The 14,177-nt window shown below is 75.1% G+C and carries 11 protein-coding genes, 1 pseudogene and 1 riboswitch; of the genes and pseudogenes, 8 read left to right on the top strand and 4 right to left on the bottom strand.

Annotated features, from left to right (window positions below; genetic code table 11):
• Positions 1 to 468: 468 nt before the first annotated feature.
• The 3 genes from ACIQ9P_RS36065 to ACIQ9P_RS36055 all read left to right on the top strand — a co-directional run bounded on the left by ACIQ9P_RS36065 (position 469) and on the right by ACIQ9P_RS36055 (position 5,521).
• Positions 469 to 3,252 carry a M4 family metallopeptidase gene (locus tag ACIQ9P_RS36065; protein ID WP_402365835.1) on the top strand — a complete coding sequence of 928 codons (2,784 nt, stop codon included), beginning with the start codon at positions 469 to 471 and terminating at the stop codon, positions 3,250 to 3,252.
• A gap of 381 nt (positions 3,253 to 3,633) precedes the next feature.
• A riboswitch (cobalamin riboswitch) is annotated at positions 3,634 to 3,773 on the top strand.
• 106 nt (positions 3,774 to 3,879) lie between these two features.
• A complete protein-coding gene (locus tag ACIQ9P_RS36060; RefSeq protein WP_402365833.1) occupies positions 3,880 to 4,983 on the top strand; it encodes a peptidase in 1,104 nt (367 codons plus the stop codon).
• Positions 4,984 to 5,038: 55 nt separating this feature from the next.
• On the top strand, positions 5,039 to 5,521 hold the full coding sequence (locus ACIQ9P_RS36055) for a flagellar hook-length control protein FliK (protein WP_402365831.1): 483 nt from the start codon (positions 5,039 to 5,041) through the stop codon (positions 5,519 to 5,521).
• Between the two features lie 114 nt (positions 5,522 to 5,635).
• On the opposite strand, the gene ACIQ9P_RS36050 is transcribed toward ACIQ9P_RS36055, so the two are convergent.
• Together ACIQ9P_RS36050 and ACIQ9P_RS36045 are read right to left on the bottom strand one after the other, a co-directional pair.
• Positions 5,636 to 6,301 carry a hypothetical protein gene (locus ACIQ9P_RS36050; RefSeq protein ID WP_402365830.1) on the bottom strand — a complete coding sequence of 222 codons (666 nt, stop codon included), beginning with the start codon at positions 6,299 to 6,301 and terminating at the stop codon, positions 5,636 to 5,638.
• Between the two features lie 439 nt (positions 6,302 to 6,740).
• Entirely contained in the window at positions 6,741 to 7,817 is a 1,077-nt protein-coding gene (locus tag ACIQ9P_RS36045) for an NAD(P)-dependent oxidoreductase (RefSeq protein WP_402365828.1), read from the bottom strand.
• Between the two features lie 741 nt (positions 7,818 to 8,558).
• Here ACIQ9P_RS36045 and ACIQ9P_RS36040 point away from each other — a divergent pair.
• Together ACIQ9P_RS36040 and ACIQ9P_RS36035 are read left to right on the top strand one after the other, a co-directional pair.
• Complete coding sequence (locus ACIQ9P_RS36040; protein ID WP_402365841.1) at positions 8,559 to 9,530, top strand: SigB/SigF/SigG family RNA polymerase sigma factor; 972 nt, start codon at positions 8,559 to 8,561, stop codon at positions 9,528 to 9,530.
• A gap of 653 nt (positions 9,531 to 10,183) precedes the next feature.
• Positions 10,184 to 10,336 (top strand): annotated as a pseudogene (locus ACIQ9P_RS36035) (STAS domain-containing protein); the annotation flags it as partial.
• Positions 10,337 to 10,580: 244 nt separating this feature from the next.
• Here the strand turns inward: ACIQ9P_RS36035 and ACIQ9P_RS36030 are convergent.
• Positions 10,581 to 10,925: a hypothetical protein gene (locus tag ACIQ9P_RS36030; RefSeq protein WP_402365826.1), complete on the bottom strand. Its 345-nt coding sequence runs from the start codon at positions 10,923 to 10,925 to the stop codon at positions 10,581 to 10,583.
• Positions 10,926 to 11,314: 389 nt separating this feature from the next.
• Between ACIQ9P_RS36030 and ACIQ9P_RS36025 the strand changes: the two genes are divergently transcribed.
• Complete coding sequence (locus tag ACIQ9P_RS36025; RefSeq protein WP_402365824.1) at positions 11,315 to 11,590, top strand: hypothetical protein; 276 nt, start codon at positions 11,315 to 11,317, stop codon at positions 11,588 to 11,590.
• 342 nt (positions 11,591 to 11,932) lie between these two features.
• On the opposite strand, the gene ACIQ9P_RS36020 is transcribed toward ACIQ9P_RS36025, so the two are convergent.
• On the bottom strand, positions 11,933 to 12,157 hold the full coding sequence (locus tag ACIQ9P_RS36020; RefSeq protein ID WP_402365822.1) for a hypothetical protein: 225 nt from the start codon (positions 12,155 to 12,157) through the stop codon (positions 11,933 to 11,935).
• 789 nt (positions 12,158 to 12,946) lie between these two features.
• Between ACIQ9P_RS36020 and ACIQ9P_RS36015 the strand changes: the two genes are divergently transcribed.
• Both ACIQ9P_RS36015 and ACIQ9P_RS36010 read left to right on the top strand, forming a co-directional pair.
• Entirely contained in the window at positions 12,947 to 13,423 is a 477-nt protein-coding gene (locus ACIQ9P_RS36015) for a hypothetical protein (RefSeq protein ID WP_402365820.1), read from the top strand.
• A gap of 145 nt (positions 13,424 to 13,568) precedes the next feature.
• Positions 13,569 to 14,129, top strand: coding sequence for a type 1 glutamine amidotransferase domain-containing protein (locus ACIQ9P_RS36010; protein ID WP_402365818.1), 561 nt, complete (start codon positions 13,569 to 13,571; stop codon positions 14,127 to 14,129).
• The last annotated feature ends 48 nt before the right edge of the window (positions 14,130 to 14,177 follow it).

The raw sequence follows: 14,177 nt of genomic DNA, 5'->3' as shown, positions 1-14,177 counted from the left end.
TGTCGTCCTTCTTCTGCGAGCAGCCGGCCAGTGCGGCGGTCGCCACGGCGAGGGTGAGCAGCGTGGCTGCGGTGGAACGACGGGCGGACATGCGGACTCCGGGGCGTGGTCGGTGGCGTCGCGGCCGGCCTGCGGACAGCATGCGGACGGTGGCCGGGAAGATTAGGTGAACCTTACTAAGGGCTCCCTAATTCGTCTACTTCGATGTAGACGTTCACCTGGCGGGGTGTGGCGGTCGGATCAAGTCCGCTGGTGAGGTGGGTCGGTGGGCGCGGGCCTCTCGGTCGAGAGATGGGTGTCGGTCGATCTGTATATGCAGTCAATCGACATATGCAGAGAGATGGCCTATGTTGATCCGCAGGACGGACCGGCGGCTCCGGAGAACGGACGAGCCGTGGGGTGGGCATCCGCCGTCCGTGCGAGGCCCGGCACACCGTCGGGTCGACTGCTTCCCGTGGGAGGACCGCAGTGCATCACCGTTCCCGTACACCCGGACCCAAGCTGCTCGGCATCGCGATCGCCGCCGTACTCGGTCTCGGAGTGGCCGTGCCACCCGCGTTCGCCGGACCGGTCGGGGGACCGTCCGCCGACGCCGACCCGGTGCCCGGACTGGTCGCCGGATCGGACACCGCCGCTCCGCAACTGATCACCGGCCTTGCCGAGGCGGCCCCCGGTGACAATCCGGCCGAGGCGGCCCGCGCCCACCTGGCGGCCCATCAGGACCGCTACCGGATCGACCCCGCACAGCTCGCCGAGGCCGGCGTGGAGCGCGCCGCCGACGGCCGGCGCACCGTCAAGTTCGAGCAGCGGTACGGCGGCATACCCGTGTTCGGCGCCAGGTACCTGGTCCACCTGGTCGGCGAAGGCGCCGGGCGGCGGGTCGAGTCGGCCGGCGGCAAGTACTTCACCGGCCTCACCGCCCCGACCGCGCAGACCGTCCCGGACGAGGCGCTGCGCCGACTCGCGATCGGCGCGGTCCAGGATCCGGCGGCCCGAGCGGGCGTCGCGGCCGAGGACCACGGCCTGGTGGTGCTGCCCGGCGGCGCCGGCCGGCTCGTCCGCCATTTCACCGTGCGCGGGAGCGATCCGGCGGTCTGGGCGGCGAAGGCGCAGGAGGTGTTCGTGGACGCCGCCGTCGGGGAGGTCGCGCTCTCCTACGAGGTGCGCGCGCCGTACCCGCTCGGCGCCCCGGTGGCCGCGGCCGCTGCTCCGGCGGCGGGCGCCCCCGCCGTCGAACCCGCCACCGGTACCGCCCCCGATGCCCTCGGCCGCCCCGTCCGGGTCGACATCGGCCGACTCCCTGACGGCACCTACCAGTTGGTCGACCTCACCCGCCCCGCCACCGTCACCACCTACGACGCGGCCGGCCGGGAGGTGATGGACTTCGACCGCACCCTGCCGCCCGACGCCCGCCCGGCCGCCTCGGCGAGCACCGACTTCCCGGCCTCCACCGGCACCAGCGGCGCCACCGACGCGCACCTCAACGCCGCCGCCGTGTACGACTTCTACCGCGACCGCCTGGGCCGCGACGGGATCGACGGCAAGGCCGGACCGATCACCTCCGTCGTCAACGTCACCAGCTTCGGCGAGCCCCTGGACAACGCCTACTGGGACGGCCAGAAGATGATCTACGGGGGCGCGAGCGGCAAGTACCGCCCGTTCTCCGTCGCGCGCGACGTGGCGGGTCACGAGATGACCCACGGCGTCGTCAAGTACACCGCGGAGCTGGTCGGCCTCGGCCAGTCCGGCGCCCTCGACGAGGCCCTCGCCGACTACTTCGGCAACGCCATCGAGGTGACCAGCCGGAACATCCCGATGACCGACCCCAGGGCCGCGCTGCTCGGCGAGGACCTCTGTCGCACCGGCACCCCCGAGGCGTGCGCCGGCCGCCGCATGGACGACCGCCGTACCACCGTGGCCGACTACGTCGGGGCGCCGGCCGGGGTCGACAACGGCGGCGTCCACCTCAACTCCACCGTCTTCTCGGGCGCGTTGTGGGACATCCGGCGCACCCTCGACCCGCTTCTCGCCGACCGCCTGGTCTACCGCGCCCTCGCCGAGTACCTCACTCCGCTGGACGACTTCGTGGACGCCCGCAACGCGGTCCTCGCCGCGGGCCGTGCGCTCGGTCTCGACCGCGCCCGACTCCGCACCGTGGCCGGGGCGTTCGACGCCCACGGGATCAAGGACGGCTGGCAGCGCCGGATCGGCGTGGACAGTCGGCCGCTGCTGCGCGAACTCTCCACCGAGAGCATGGCACCGGACGTCGCGGCCGGCCGCTGGGTGGCGGCCACCGCAGGCAAGGGGGCCAGGGGAAGCATGGCCGTGTACGCGGGTGCCGTCGGCGGCTCCGCCGAGCCCACCCGGCTCAGCCCGGAGGACGGCCGCTCGCACGGCTGGCCCGCGACCGACGGCACGACCGCCACCTGGGTGGCGATGGGCGCGGGGGCCGACGGCAGCTGGGGCATGGAGGTCCTGGCCCGGCCGCTCGCCGGCGGCCCGGTGCGCAGCGTCCACCGCGGCGTGAACCAGTACCTCCGCGACGTCAAGGTCTCCGGCGGCGACATCGCCTTCCTGATGACGGACCAGGCGACCGGCCGCGGCGGGCCCGCGATCTCCCGCGACGGCGCCCCGGCGGTGCCGATCGCGCTGCCGGAGGGCCACGGCGCCGCCGGTCTCGCCTTCCAGAACGGCCTGCTCGCCTGGACCGAGAGCTGGCAGGCCGGTGAGCGGACGGTGAGCGCGCCGACCGTCTACTCGCTCGCCGCCGGCAAGGTGGTCGCCCAGTACGTGGTGGACGACCCGAACACCACCTCCGGGACCGACGTCTCCGGTACCCGCCTCGTCGGCGGGCGACTGCTGTGGGTCGAGACACCGTTCGACCCGGCGAAGGGCAGCGTGATCCGCTCCGGCGCGCTGGACGGCTCCGGCGTGACCGATCTCCTGCCCGCCGGCCCTCGGCCCGGCACCGGCACCGGCGCCGAGCCGCGCCGGATCGCGGGCTTCACCGCCTCCGACCGGGCGGTCACCTTCGCCGACGCCGCTCGCCGGGTGACGGGTGGCACCAAGAACGCCGACCTGCCCAAGGTCTGGCAGTTCCCGCTCACCGGTGGCACCCCCGAGCGGATGTCCTGCAACCGGGGCGGTCAGTACTCCCCGGTGGCCGACCGTGGCACCCGGGTGGTCTGGCTGGACGCCACGGCGGGCCGCACCGATCTGGTCGTGCGCGAGCGCGCGGCCGGCACCTGCTGACCGGAGGCGGCTGCCCCGAGGTCCGATCCAGGGCTTCCGACCCCGAAGGCCCGGACCTCGTCCGCCCCGGTCTCCCGCCCGGCCGCCGCATCCCCGCGGCGGCCGGGCGGGTCCCTGTCGTCACCGGGCCTCCGCTCCCGGTCCGCCGCTCCTGGTCCCGGTCGCCGGCCCGGGGCGCCCATCGGCGCCCCGGTGACCGGGCCCTGTCGTCCCCGCGCTGTCGTCCCCGTCCTTGCCGTCCCCGTCCTGGTGACCGCGCTCCGGCGGCCGTGCTCGGGAGGCCGTGCTCGGGAGGCCGTGCTTCGATGACCGTGCTCGGGAGACCGCGCACCCGCACCGTCGGCGGCTCGATCCCGCACCGGCCTTGACCCTCTCTCGGCCGAGCCGACATCATGAGCCGTCATGTTCTGACTCCGCCGTCGGGGGAAGTCCGGTCCAATTCCGGCGCTGACCCGCAACGGTAGGCCGCCGACGGCAGTCGGCGGCGAGCCCGAGTACCCGTCGGCGGAGGTGTGTGTCCCCTCCTCCCGTCGTGGTCTGCGGCCAGGGGCTCCCGGAGCCGTCGGGCAGTTTGCCCCGCACGGTCGCCGGTGGCCGCCCGTGCGTCCAGGCCCGGAAAGGCCCCGCATGCCCGCCTCCGCGCTCCGCCACCGCCCGCTCCGCCTGCTCGCGATATCCGCACTGGCCCTGACCGCCGCCCTTCCGGCCACTGCCGCCCATGCCGCCACCGCCGCGGCCCCCGTGGCCTCCACCACCGGTGCCACCGGCACCTACCGCCCGGACGCCGCCGCAGCGGGCTGGCTGGCCCGTCAACTCGTCGACGGCGACCACTTCGAGTCGGTCTTCGACGGCACCGCCTACCCCGACCAGGGCCTCACCATCGACGCCGTGCTCGCCTTCGCCGCCGCCGGCAGCGCCGACCAGGCGGCCGCCCGCGCCACCGCCTGGCTCGCCCGGCCCGACATCCTCGGCGGCTACCTGGGCGACGGCACCACCGAGGCGTACGCCGGTGCCACCGCCAAGCTGCTGCTGGCCGCCGAGGTGCGCGGCGCCGCCCCGGCAGCCTTCGGCGGCGTCGACCTGCCCGCCCGGCTGCGATCCCTGCTGACGCCGAGCGGCCGCTTCTCCGACCGCTCCCAGTGGGGCGACTACAGCAACGCCTTCGGCCAGTCCCTGGCCCTGATCGCCCTTCAGCGCACCCCCGGCGGGGCCCCGGCCTCCGCCGTCGACTTCCTGGCCGCCGCCCAGTGCGCCGACGGCGGCTTCCCGGTCGCCTTCGGCCAGGCGACCTGCACCGCCGACACCGACGCCACCGCACTCGCGGCCCAGGCCCTCGCCGCCACCGGCCGCAGCGCCAAGGCCAGGGCGGGCCTGGACTGGCTGACCGCCCACCAGAACACCGACGGCGGGTTCGCCGCGGCCGGTGCCACCACCTCCAACGCCAACAGCACCGGCCTGGCCACCTCCGCCCTGCTGCCCGGCGGCCGGCTCGTCAGCGGCCTCAAGGGCTGGAGCAGCCTGGTCAAGCTCCAGCAGGGCTGCTCCGCCGACCCCGCCGTGCGCGGCGCCGTCGCCTACGACGCGAGCGGCTTCAACCCCGCCAACGCCACCCGGGCCACCGCCCAGGCCGTGCTCGGCCTCTCCGGCCAGGGCCTCGCCGGCCTCAGCGCCCACGGCGCCCGCCCGTCCGCCCCCACCCTGGCCTGCCCGGCCCCGGCCGCACGCCCCTGACGGTCGCCCGCCCGAGACCGCGCACCGCCGCCCGCCGCACCAGAGGAGCACCTCCATGACCACCTCCACGAACACCTCCCCTCGCCCCACCCGCCGTACCCTCGGCGCCTTCGCCGCCGCCGCGGCCCTCACCGCCGGTCTGCTCGGCGTCTCCACCGCGACCGCCCCGCCCGCCCGGGCCGCCGCCTGCACCGGCACCTCCGGTGTCACCGTGGTCGTCGACTTCACCGCCCTCGGCGGCGGCATCGAGACCGGCTGCGCCCCGGGCGACCCGGCCAGCGGCCTCGCCGCGATCACCGGCGCCGGCTTCTCCTACTCCTTCCACCCGCGCTTCCCGGGCTTCGTCTGCAAGATCAACGCACTGCCGACGACCTGCACCAACCCCACCGGCACCGCCTACTGGTCGTACTGGCACGCCCCGCACGGCGGCCCGTGGACCTACAGCAGCCTCGGCGCCGGCTCCTACAACCCGGCCCCGGGCGAGGTCGAGGGCTGGTCCTTCGGCGCCGGTGCCCAGCCGGGCATCACCGCTCCCTGACCGCGGACCCGCTCGACGCGTTCTCCGTGCGGGCGCCCGGCCGACCCACAGGCCGGGTGCCCGCACGGCGTCCGTCGGACGGATCACGCCCTGGCGGCCCGGCCCGGGCGTGCCCTACGTGCCGGGCGTCCTCGGGGCCTCCAACTCCACGTGGTGGACGGTGAAGCCGCCCCGCAGCACCGGGGCGAACGGGGCCGGGGCCATGCAGGTGCCGACCACCGGCTGATAGGGCTTCTGGTCGGCGTCCAGGTCGAGGTTGACCACGCCCCAGGAGAAGCCGAGCCGGGCGCCGTCGCGGCCGCTGCCCTGGTAGACGCTCAGACCGATCCGCTCCTTGGAGCCCCCGGCGCCCGAGCTGATGACGGCGGTCAGGGTGGCGACCGGACCTCCGGTGCTCAGGCAGTCCACCTCGGCCTCGGCGCTGTAGACCGTCCCTGAGGCCGCGTCACGGTGCGAGTAGCGGACCGTGCCCACGGCGTCGGTGGGCAGTCCGTTGGGCGAGTTGGTCCCCGGGAGGGGGCGGGAGTACGGCTTCGCCCGGGCGTCGACGGTGAACCGGATCTCGTCCTCCGGGGAGAAGGCGTACCAGATCCGGGCGCTGCCGCTGACGGTCGCGGGCCGCGCGGACCGGTCGCCCCGCCCCTCGGGCGCGGAGCCCCCGGACAGGGCGTCCGCGGAGGCCGGCGCGATGCCGGTGAGCGCCGCGAGCGCCAGCCCGGCGGCAGCGGCGGCCCTGGCCGTCCGGACAGTGGCACGGTTGCGGGTACGGATGCGGAACATGGTGGATCTCCCTCCCCGGCGGCCCGGTCGGCCGCCCTCTCGATGCCCCCAATCCTGGTCGCGGCACCCCCACCCGCACATGTGCAGATCGGCACATCTATCGGACCCGGCAGGGCATTCGACCCCTGCCGAACGGCAGGGGTCGGGGCAGAGGCGGATGCTCGATCAGCTCGTGCGTCGTCCCGTGCTGCGTGATTCCGTGCCGACCCGCCGGCGGGCCGGCTGCCGGTGCCGCGGCTCCGAGGCCGGGCAGCAGCCCAGGGGCGGACGGTCGGTGGTGGGGGAGGGCCTGCCGTCGGGACCGCCGCGGTGGTCCCGACCGAGCGCCGTCGGGGCTGATCGGAGTGCTCGTGCTCGTACTCGGCCGAGCAGGCGGACTCTGCGGGGGTCTGCTGCGAACCGGCTCGGCCGGTTGGAAGCCGGACGTCGAAGCACGAGGTCAGCCGGTCGCGACCGGGACGCCGGTCGGGCGGCCGGCCAGGAGGGCGGCGATGTGGTCGGCGCAGCGGACGGCGGCCTCGGCCATGGCGCCGCGGGTCATGCCGGCGACGTGGGGTGTCAGTAGGGCGTTCGGGAGTCCGAACAGGGGTGAGGCGAACGCGGCGTGCTCGTGCTCGAAGGTGTCGACGGCGGCCGCCGCGAGCGGGTGCCCGGGGTCGCGCAGAGCGTCGGCCAGGGCCTGCTCGTCGACGATGCCGCCCCGGGCGGTGTTGAGCAGGATCGCGCCCGGCCGCAGCAGCGCCAGTTCGCGGTGGCCGATCAGGTCCCGGGTCCGCGCCGTGAGCGGCAGGTGGACGGACAGCACGTCGCTGGTCGTGAGCAGTTCGGCCAGCGAGTCCACGCGCCGGACGCCGTCCGCCTCGGCCGGGCGGCGGCCGAGGCCCCGCACCGTCATGCCGAGGGCGCGGGCGCGTCCGGCCAGGGCGTGGCCGATCCGGCCGGTGCCGAGGATGCCGAGGTTCAGTTCGGACAGCGCCCGGGCCGGTGCCGCCGGACTGCGCCAGTCGCCCCGGTGGGAAGCCGCGTTGTGGCCGACCAGGTCCCGGGTCAGGGCGAGCAGTTGGGCCAGGGCGAACTCGGCGACCGCCCCGGCGTTGGACCCGGGCGTGTGGGTGACCACGACTCCGTGGCGGGCGGCGGCGGTGAGGTCGACGTGATCGGTGCCGGCCCCGGCCCGGCCCACCACCCGCAGCCCTCGGGCGGCGGCGCCGGCACCGGCTGCGGAACCGGTCGCGGCGGCGAGGAAGGCGGCGCGCAACGGCACCCCGGCCCGGGACTTGACGGCCTGGTGTCCGCCGCCGCGAAGGGTCTCGGTGACCAGGGCGGCCTCGTCGAAGGGGTCGAAGTCGGTGAACTCCACCCGCCCGCCCCAGGCGGCCCGCGCGGCCGCCCGGTCGGTGACCCGCCGCAGGTTCAGGGTGACGGCCAGGCCGTGGCCGAGCAGCCGCTCCAGCTCCACGCCGAGGAGGTCCCCGGGTGCCGCGTCCAACAGCAGGATCCGATGCGGCTCCAACACGCCCCCCACGCTCCCGGCCGGGGCCGCGCGAGCGTGGCACGGCACGCGGCGGCCGACCGATGATCACCGGCACGGTCACGCTACAGCGGACCGGGACCGGGACTGGAGCCGGGGCACGCGTTGCGCTGTCGGCGTACGCCGCGTACGGGGCGTACGGGGCGTGGGGAAGGAGCCACCGGGCCGATGTCCGAGGGGTCGGAGCGCCGAGGCGCGAGGCGGCGGTGATGGACGGAGCGGGGCCGTCGGACCGGCAACGCCGGGTCCTGGCGGAGATCGCGGGTGATCCGGGGGTGGACCGCCGCCTGGACCGTGGGCTGCGGACCATGCGCCGCGTGCCGCCGACCCGTGTGACCCGTGTGACCCGTGGGACCCGTGCGGTCCGGGCGCTGGACTCCGCCTCCCGGTGCCGAGGCCGGTGCGGGACGGTCGGGCATCCCCGGTTGTCGGTGACTCCGGGCGCGCGTTGTTCGCCCCCGCGTCCGGCCCCGGGAGGGCGGACTGCGGAGCCGGAAGAGTAAACCTGGGCAAAACAGAGTGAATCGACCCGTGCCGGGTATCAGAACCAGTGGAGCGACCGAGCGGCATCGCGGGTCACTCCTGCGCCCTCACCGGGCGCCACCTGGACCGTTGCTTCTCGAAGAAGCCGGGCAGAAGGGAAGAGGGGCCGCAGTGCGCGGGCGACCACGCCCACCCCTCTCGCGGTCCGAGGCGTTCCCGCCGCCCAGGAGATTCGCCGTGTCCATGATGACATCGGCGGTCGGCCACCGGGCCGGTCCGCCGTCCGCTTCCTCCGACGTTCAGCCGCCCCTGCCCTGCGCCGACCAGCCTCCGGCCCTACCCGCGGACCTCCCCCCGCGTCCCACCGAGGCGCAGCTGCGCGCCATGGGCAAGACCGAGGCGCGCGAACTCAGCGACGCGCTCTTCGATCGGCTCGCCGGGCTCGCCCGCGAGACGCACGCCTACAGCTACGTGCGCGGCACCATCATCGAACTCAACATGCCGCTGGTGCGGTTCATCGCCGGGCGCTTCCGCTACCGCCAGGAAGACATGGACGACATCCTCCAGGTCGGCACCGTCGGCCTGATCAAGGCGGTCGACGGCTACGATCCGGGGCGGGGCGTCGAGTTCGTCACCTACGCCATCCCCACCATCGCCGGCGAGATCAAGCGCTTCTTCCGCGACACCTCCTGGCCGGTCCGGGTGCCACGCCGGATGCAGGAGTGCTACCTCGCGGTGGCGCGCGGCTCGGACCGGCTGGAGCAGGAACTCGGCCGGCTGCCGCACCCCCAGGAGATAGCCGAGGCGCTCGACCTCGATCCGGAGGAGGTCGTCGAGGGCCTGATCGCCGGGCGGGTCTACCGGCCCGACTCCCTCGACGCCCTGCGCGAGCAGGACAGTGACGAGCCCGGCAGCGCGCTGCTGGACCGGCTCGGCTCCTGTGACCCGGGCATCGAGCTCGCCGAGTTCCGCACGGCCGTGCGGCCCCTGCTGGGACGGCTGCCGCGGCGCGAGCAGATGGTGCTCGAACTGCGGTTCTGGGAGGACCGGACCCAGTCCGAGATCGCGGAGCGGATCGGCGTCTCGCAGATGCACGTGTCCCGGCTGCTCTCCACCACCCTCGCCCACCTGCGCGAAGAGCTGGACGACCACGACCCGCCGGTCCGTCGCGATACTGCCGACCCGGTGGCCTGCCCGGACCGCGCTCCCGCCTGAGATCACTTGGGCCCGGGGGTCGACAGCCCCGGTCGCGCGGACCGTCCGACAACGTTCTCCCCGTCCCGTGTTTCCGGCCTCCCGCAGCGGTTAGCCGCATTGCGGGGGGCCGGACACGTGAAGGGAGACGAGCGCGGTGGCATCGCTACTACCTCCAGGCCGGCGCCACCCGTCGTGCCGGTCGCGCCGCTCGGCCGCACGCCGCCCCCTCGCCGGGGCGAACGCCCCGCACCTGCGCGCACACACCGCCACCGCCGCCCCCGACCTCCGGCGCCCGGCCCGTCACCGCGACCGCGCCGGGGCCGAACGGCTGCTCCACGACGACACCCTCGCCCCGATGCGGGCGGCCCCGTCCGGGAGCGCCCGAACCCGGCCCCGGCACCCGGACCCGGCCGCCCGCACCGAACGAACAGGAGCACCCGCTATGGCCCGCCGCCCGCCCCGACCACCCGCCGCCGGCACCATGAGTGCCCCGGACGAGCCGGTCGGCCTCACCACCCGCGCCCGGCCGTGGGCCCGCGGCACCGTCCTCGTCCTGCGCGGGGAGCTCGACCTGGACTCGGCCGCCGTGCTGCGCGAGGCGCTCGACCGGGCCCTGTCCGCCCCCGGCACGGTCGTCCTGATCGACTGCGGCGAACTCGCCTTTCTGCGATTCGACCGGCCTCTCCGAACTGCTTCATGCCGTCATCAGGGCGCGGGACAGCGGCAGCCGGATCGAGCTCGCCCGGCCCCGGCCGATCGTCCGGCGCGTTCTCGAACTCACCGGTGTCACCGACGCGTTCCCCGTCCACGACGGCTTGCCGTGACCGCCGCGCCCCACTCGGGGACGCGGCTCGCCGCGTCCCACTCGCGCACTCCCGGACCGGTGGGAGGCATGGACGAGCGACGCGACGAGGTCGGGCGCGCGATCGAGCGGCTCACGTGTCCCGGAGCCGTGGCCAGCCGTTGCAACGGGCGCTCCCACGTCTTCACGGGCACCGTGACCGGCAGCCTCGATGCGTACGAGGCACGAGGGCAGCGTGTGGCACGAGGCACCATGGGCCCGGTCCGTCAGCGTGCCTCCAGCACCTCGGCCCGCTGCGTGAGTTCCGCCGCGATGTGGTCCCAGTCCGGGCCGTGCAGCCGCAGGTTCTGCGCGGCCTCCCGCAGAAGGGCCGGCTGGTCCGGCCGTTGCAGCAGCACGAGCCGGTAGGCGAGGTTGCGAATCCGCACCGGGAGCCAGCCGTCGGCCACGTACGGGCAGAGCTCTCGCAGCATCGAGAGGATCGCGTCCGCGTCGGCGAACGTCAGCTCCTCGATGAAGTTGTGCTCGTCGTGCTCTTGAGCGCACGCCGGTGTCGGACGGTACTCATCTCCGTACAGACACCGAGCGTGCTCGGTCAGTGTTCCGTGCATGCGCCGCAGCCTACGACGTCGTGATCCCCGGGAGGGGACGCGGTCATCACGGTCCCGAGGCGCGGGTGTGGCGTCATGGCGAGAGGGCCGGTCCGGGCCCGTCGTCCCCGCCCTTCTCTCCCTGGGCCGAACCCGACGGCACCTCCCCGTCGAGCGGCTCGCGCCACCGGACGGGCCCGACCGCGATCTCCTCCCGGTGCTCCGACGACACGGGCCGCAGGAACGGTGGGGGAGTGGAGACGGCGCGGGGTTGTGGACGCGGCGGGGCGGTGCCGGGGCGAAACGGTGTGACGACGTTCGGCGGGCGCCGTTCGGGGAACCCGCAGGGCCGGGGGCCGGGCCGCGCAGGCGGAGAGGGAGACTGACGGATGAGGCAGCAAGGACGGATCGTGGCCGGTGCACGTGCCCGGGCGCTCGCGGTGCGCGGGCGGGCGTGGGCGGTGACCAGTGGGCAGCGTCCGCGGGTTCTGCCCACGCTGGGACTCCTGCCGCCGGTGCTGCTGGCCGGAGGGCTCGCCGCCGAGCCGGCGCCGGTGCTGTGGGCACTGGTCGCGGGCTGGCTGCTGGCCCTCGGCTGCGTCGGTCTGCTGCTCCGCGGCCTGGCCGGGAGCGGTGGCCGGACTCGGGCGGCGCGCCGTTCCGGGGCGGGGGTGAACGGGCGATGAGGCGGCTGCCGCCGACCGCCCGGGGGCCGCTGTCCGCCGCTGTGCCGGACCTCGTCACCGCGGTACCGCCCGACGGCACCGCCCGCCCGGACCCGGCCGGTGGCGGCGACCCCCGGGGCGAGGACCACCAACTCGCGCTCCACCTCTGCCACGAGCTGCACGACCGCGGGTTGCCGGGCCTGCACCCCGACCGGGAGTGGGACGCCGGGCTGCTCCGGATGCGGCGATGCGGCGATGCGGCGATGTGCCGCACCGGCGGGACTCCGGCTCCGGCCGGCGCACCGCAGCGGAGCGGTGGCGGGGGCTCGTCGTCCGTGGAGCCGGGCCCGCCTCGGTCGGGGCTCAGTTGTCCGCGGCGGCCATGGTCTCGCGCACCGTCATCAGGCACGGATCGCAGTAGCGGTCCGGTGCCCCGAGGGGCGTCTCGATGCCGTTCGGCACGACCCGGCGGGACAGCTCCAGCTGCTGCCCGCAGAGTGCCGTGGACGCGTCGTCCTTCGACACCACGTGCCACATCAGACCCGAAGGTTCCTCGGCCGCATCGGTCTCGGCCCACATCTCGTACACGACTGCCTCCCTGAGCAGGGGTTCGGGCTCTCTCATGCAATCCCGGGCCGCGTCGGTCGGCCACCGGGTGGCACCCACTGGGACGGTTCCGGGGTTCGGAGGTTTGGGCGGGGCTTCCCGGGGCGGCGGGCTTCGGGCCATCCGGCTGGTTCGAGTGGTTGGGGTGATTGGGGTGGTTCGGGTCCCGAGTGTTGCCGGCGTGCCGTCGGGGCAGGCGCGCGGTCGGGGCAGGGAGTACCGGCCCCGACCACAGGGCGAGCAGCAGGGAGGCACCTGATGGGCATGGTGAAGGAATCGGTCGACGTCGATGTGCCGCTGCACGCGGCCTACAACCACACGCGGCCTACAACCAGTGGACCCGCTTCGAGGAGTTCCCCCGCTTCATGGAGGGTGTCGACCCGGTGACCCGACTGGACGACCGCCACAACCACTGGCGGACCAGCATCGGGGGTATCAGGGTGAGCCTGGCCATGGACTTCCGGCCCGAGGGCCGGGCCGAGCGGGCCGGTTCCGCGACGGGCCTGGTCGACCGGAAGGTGAAGGGTGACCTGCGGCGGTTCAAGGACTGCGTCGAGGATCGGGGACGGGAGCAAGGAGGCCGGCGGGGACGCATCAGCCCGAACTGGGCCCGGGCGCGGCGGCAGCCGCACCGCCCCCGGTTCCGTCGGTGGACCGGGGGCGCGGTCGTGCCCGCCCGGTCCCCGGGGGGAGTCGGGTCCGTTCCGCGCCGACGGCCCGGTCGTTCGAACCCCGGCGGTTGTCCGGCGGTCCACCGGGTAGGCGTCGGGCGTGGAGCACTTCGAACCTCCGGCGGACGGCGACGCCGGCGCGCACGACGCGTCGGCGTACGACCTCTGCGACCACTGCGGCCGGGCCCTCCTCGCCGAGGACCTGCTCGGCGCGCTCGTTCCGGACTCCTCCGCCGTCCACGCGTCCGACCCGGAGCTCGACGGCAAGCGGGTCGTCACCGCGTGCTCGGCCGAGCACCTGGGGATGCTGGTCGCGGTGTACCGCAGCCGCCCGTTCGTCCCCGAGGAGCAGTTCGCGGCCAAGGTCTGCCGCACACTGGCCGACTACGACGAGCCGGTGTCGCTCGGCCTGGTCGCCACCATGAGCGGACTGTCGGAGGAGCAGGCCCAGCAGGGCATCGACTGGCACAACGCCCGGGCCCGGGAGTGGCGCGCCCGCTACGGGGACCCGGACGGACCGGACGGTCCCGGCGCCCCGGACGGAGCGATCGACCCGGACGACCCGGACGGTCGGTGAACGCTCATCCGGCCGGGCCCGCGCCGATTCCCCGCCGCCGCCGCGCGTGGCACGAAGGGGGACGGGTAGCCGCGGGGATCCGGGGCGCACGCACCGTGCCCCGACCGTCGCCCCGGGCGGCGGCCGATCGATCCGGAGGAGCACCATGACCCACCACACCAAGGCCCTGGCGATCGTCACCAACTACGGCGTCGAGCAGGACGAACTCCTCGTCCCGGTACGCCATCTGCGCGACGACGGCGTGCGCGTCGACATCGCGGCGGTGGAACCGGAGGACATCCGCACCCTCGTGCACGACAAGGAACCGGGCGCGACGGTGCGCCCGACGCACACCCTGGGCGAGGTCGACCCGGCGGACTACGACCTCCTGCTGATCCCCGGCGGCACGGTCAACGCCGACACGCTCCGCCTGCGGAAGGAGGCGGTGGACCTCGTGCGCGCGTTCACCGGTACCGGCCGGCCGATCGCCGCCATCTGCCACGGTCCGTGGCTGCTGGCCGAGGCCGGCGTCGTCGACGGCAAGCGCCTGACCTCCTACCGCTCGCTGCGCACCGATCTCACCAACGCGGGTGCCGAGTGGACGGACGCGCCGCTGGTCGAGGACGACTCGGGCGGCTGGCGCCTGGTGACCTCCCGCGACCCGGACGACCTCGGGCCCTTCACCCTGGGCATCGACGCCGCGCTGCGGGGCACCGAGGCGGCCTGACGCGCGCGCCGCGGCCGCGGTTCGGCAGGGCGACGATCGGCAGGGCGA

The sequence above is a fragment of the Kitasatospora sp. NPDC094019 genome (genome assembly GCF_044764505.1).
Lineage (GTDB): Bacteria > Actinomycetota > Actinomycetes > Streptomycetales > Streptomycetaceae > Kitasatospora.
This window is presented reverse-complemented; position numbering and strand designations above follow the sequence as displayed.

Bases quoted from the DNA above. Each gene is read 5' to 3' on its own strand.
- ACIQ9P_RS36060 (WP_402365833.1), top strand. From the start codon at position 3,880: ATGCCCGCCTCCGCGCTCCGCCACCGCCCGCTCCGCCTGCTCGCGATA.
- ACIQ9P_RS36055 (WP_402365831.1), top strand. From the start codon at position 5,039: ATGACCACCTCCACGAACACCTCCCCTCGCCCCACCCGCCGTACCCTC.
- ACIQ9P_RS36050 (WP_402365830.1), bottom strand. From the start codon at position 6,301: ATGTTCCGCATCCGTACCCGCAACCGTGCCACTGTCCGGACGGCCAGG.
- ACIQ9P_RS36040 (WP_402365841.1), top strand. From the start codon at position 8,559: ATGATGACATCGGCGGTCGGCCACCGGGCCGGTCCGCCGTCCGCTTCC.
- ACIQ9P_RS36030 (WP_402365826.1), bottom strand. From the start codon at position 10,925: ATGCACGGAACACTGACCGAGCACGCTCGGTGTCTGTACGGAGATGAG.
- ACIQ9P_RS36010 (WP_402365818.1), top strand. From the start codon at position 13,569: ATGACCCACCACACCAAGGCCCTGGCGATCGTCACCAACTACGGCGTC.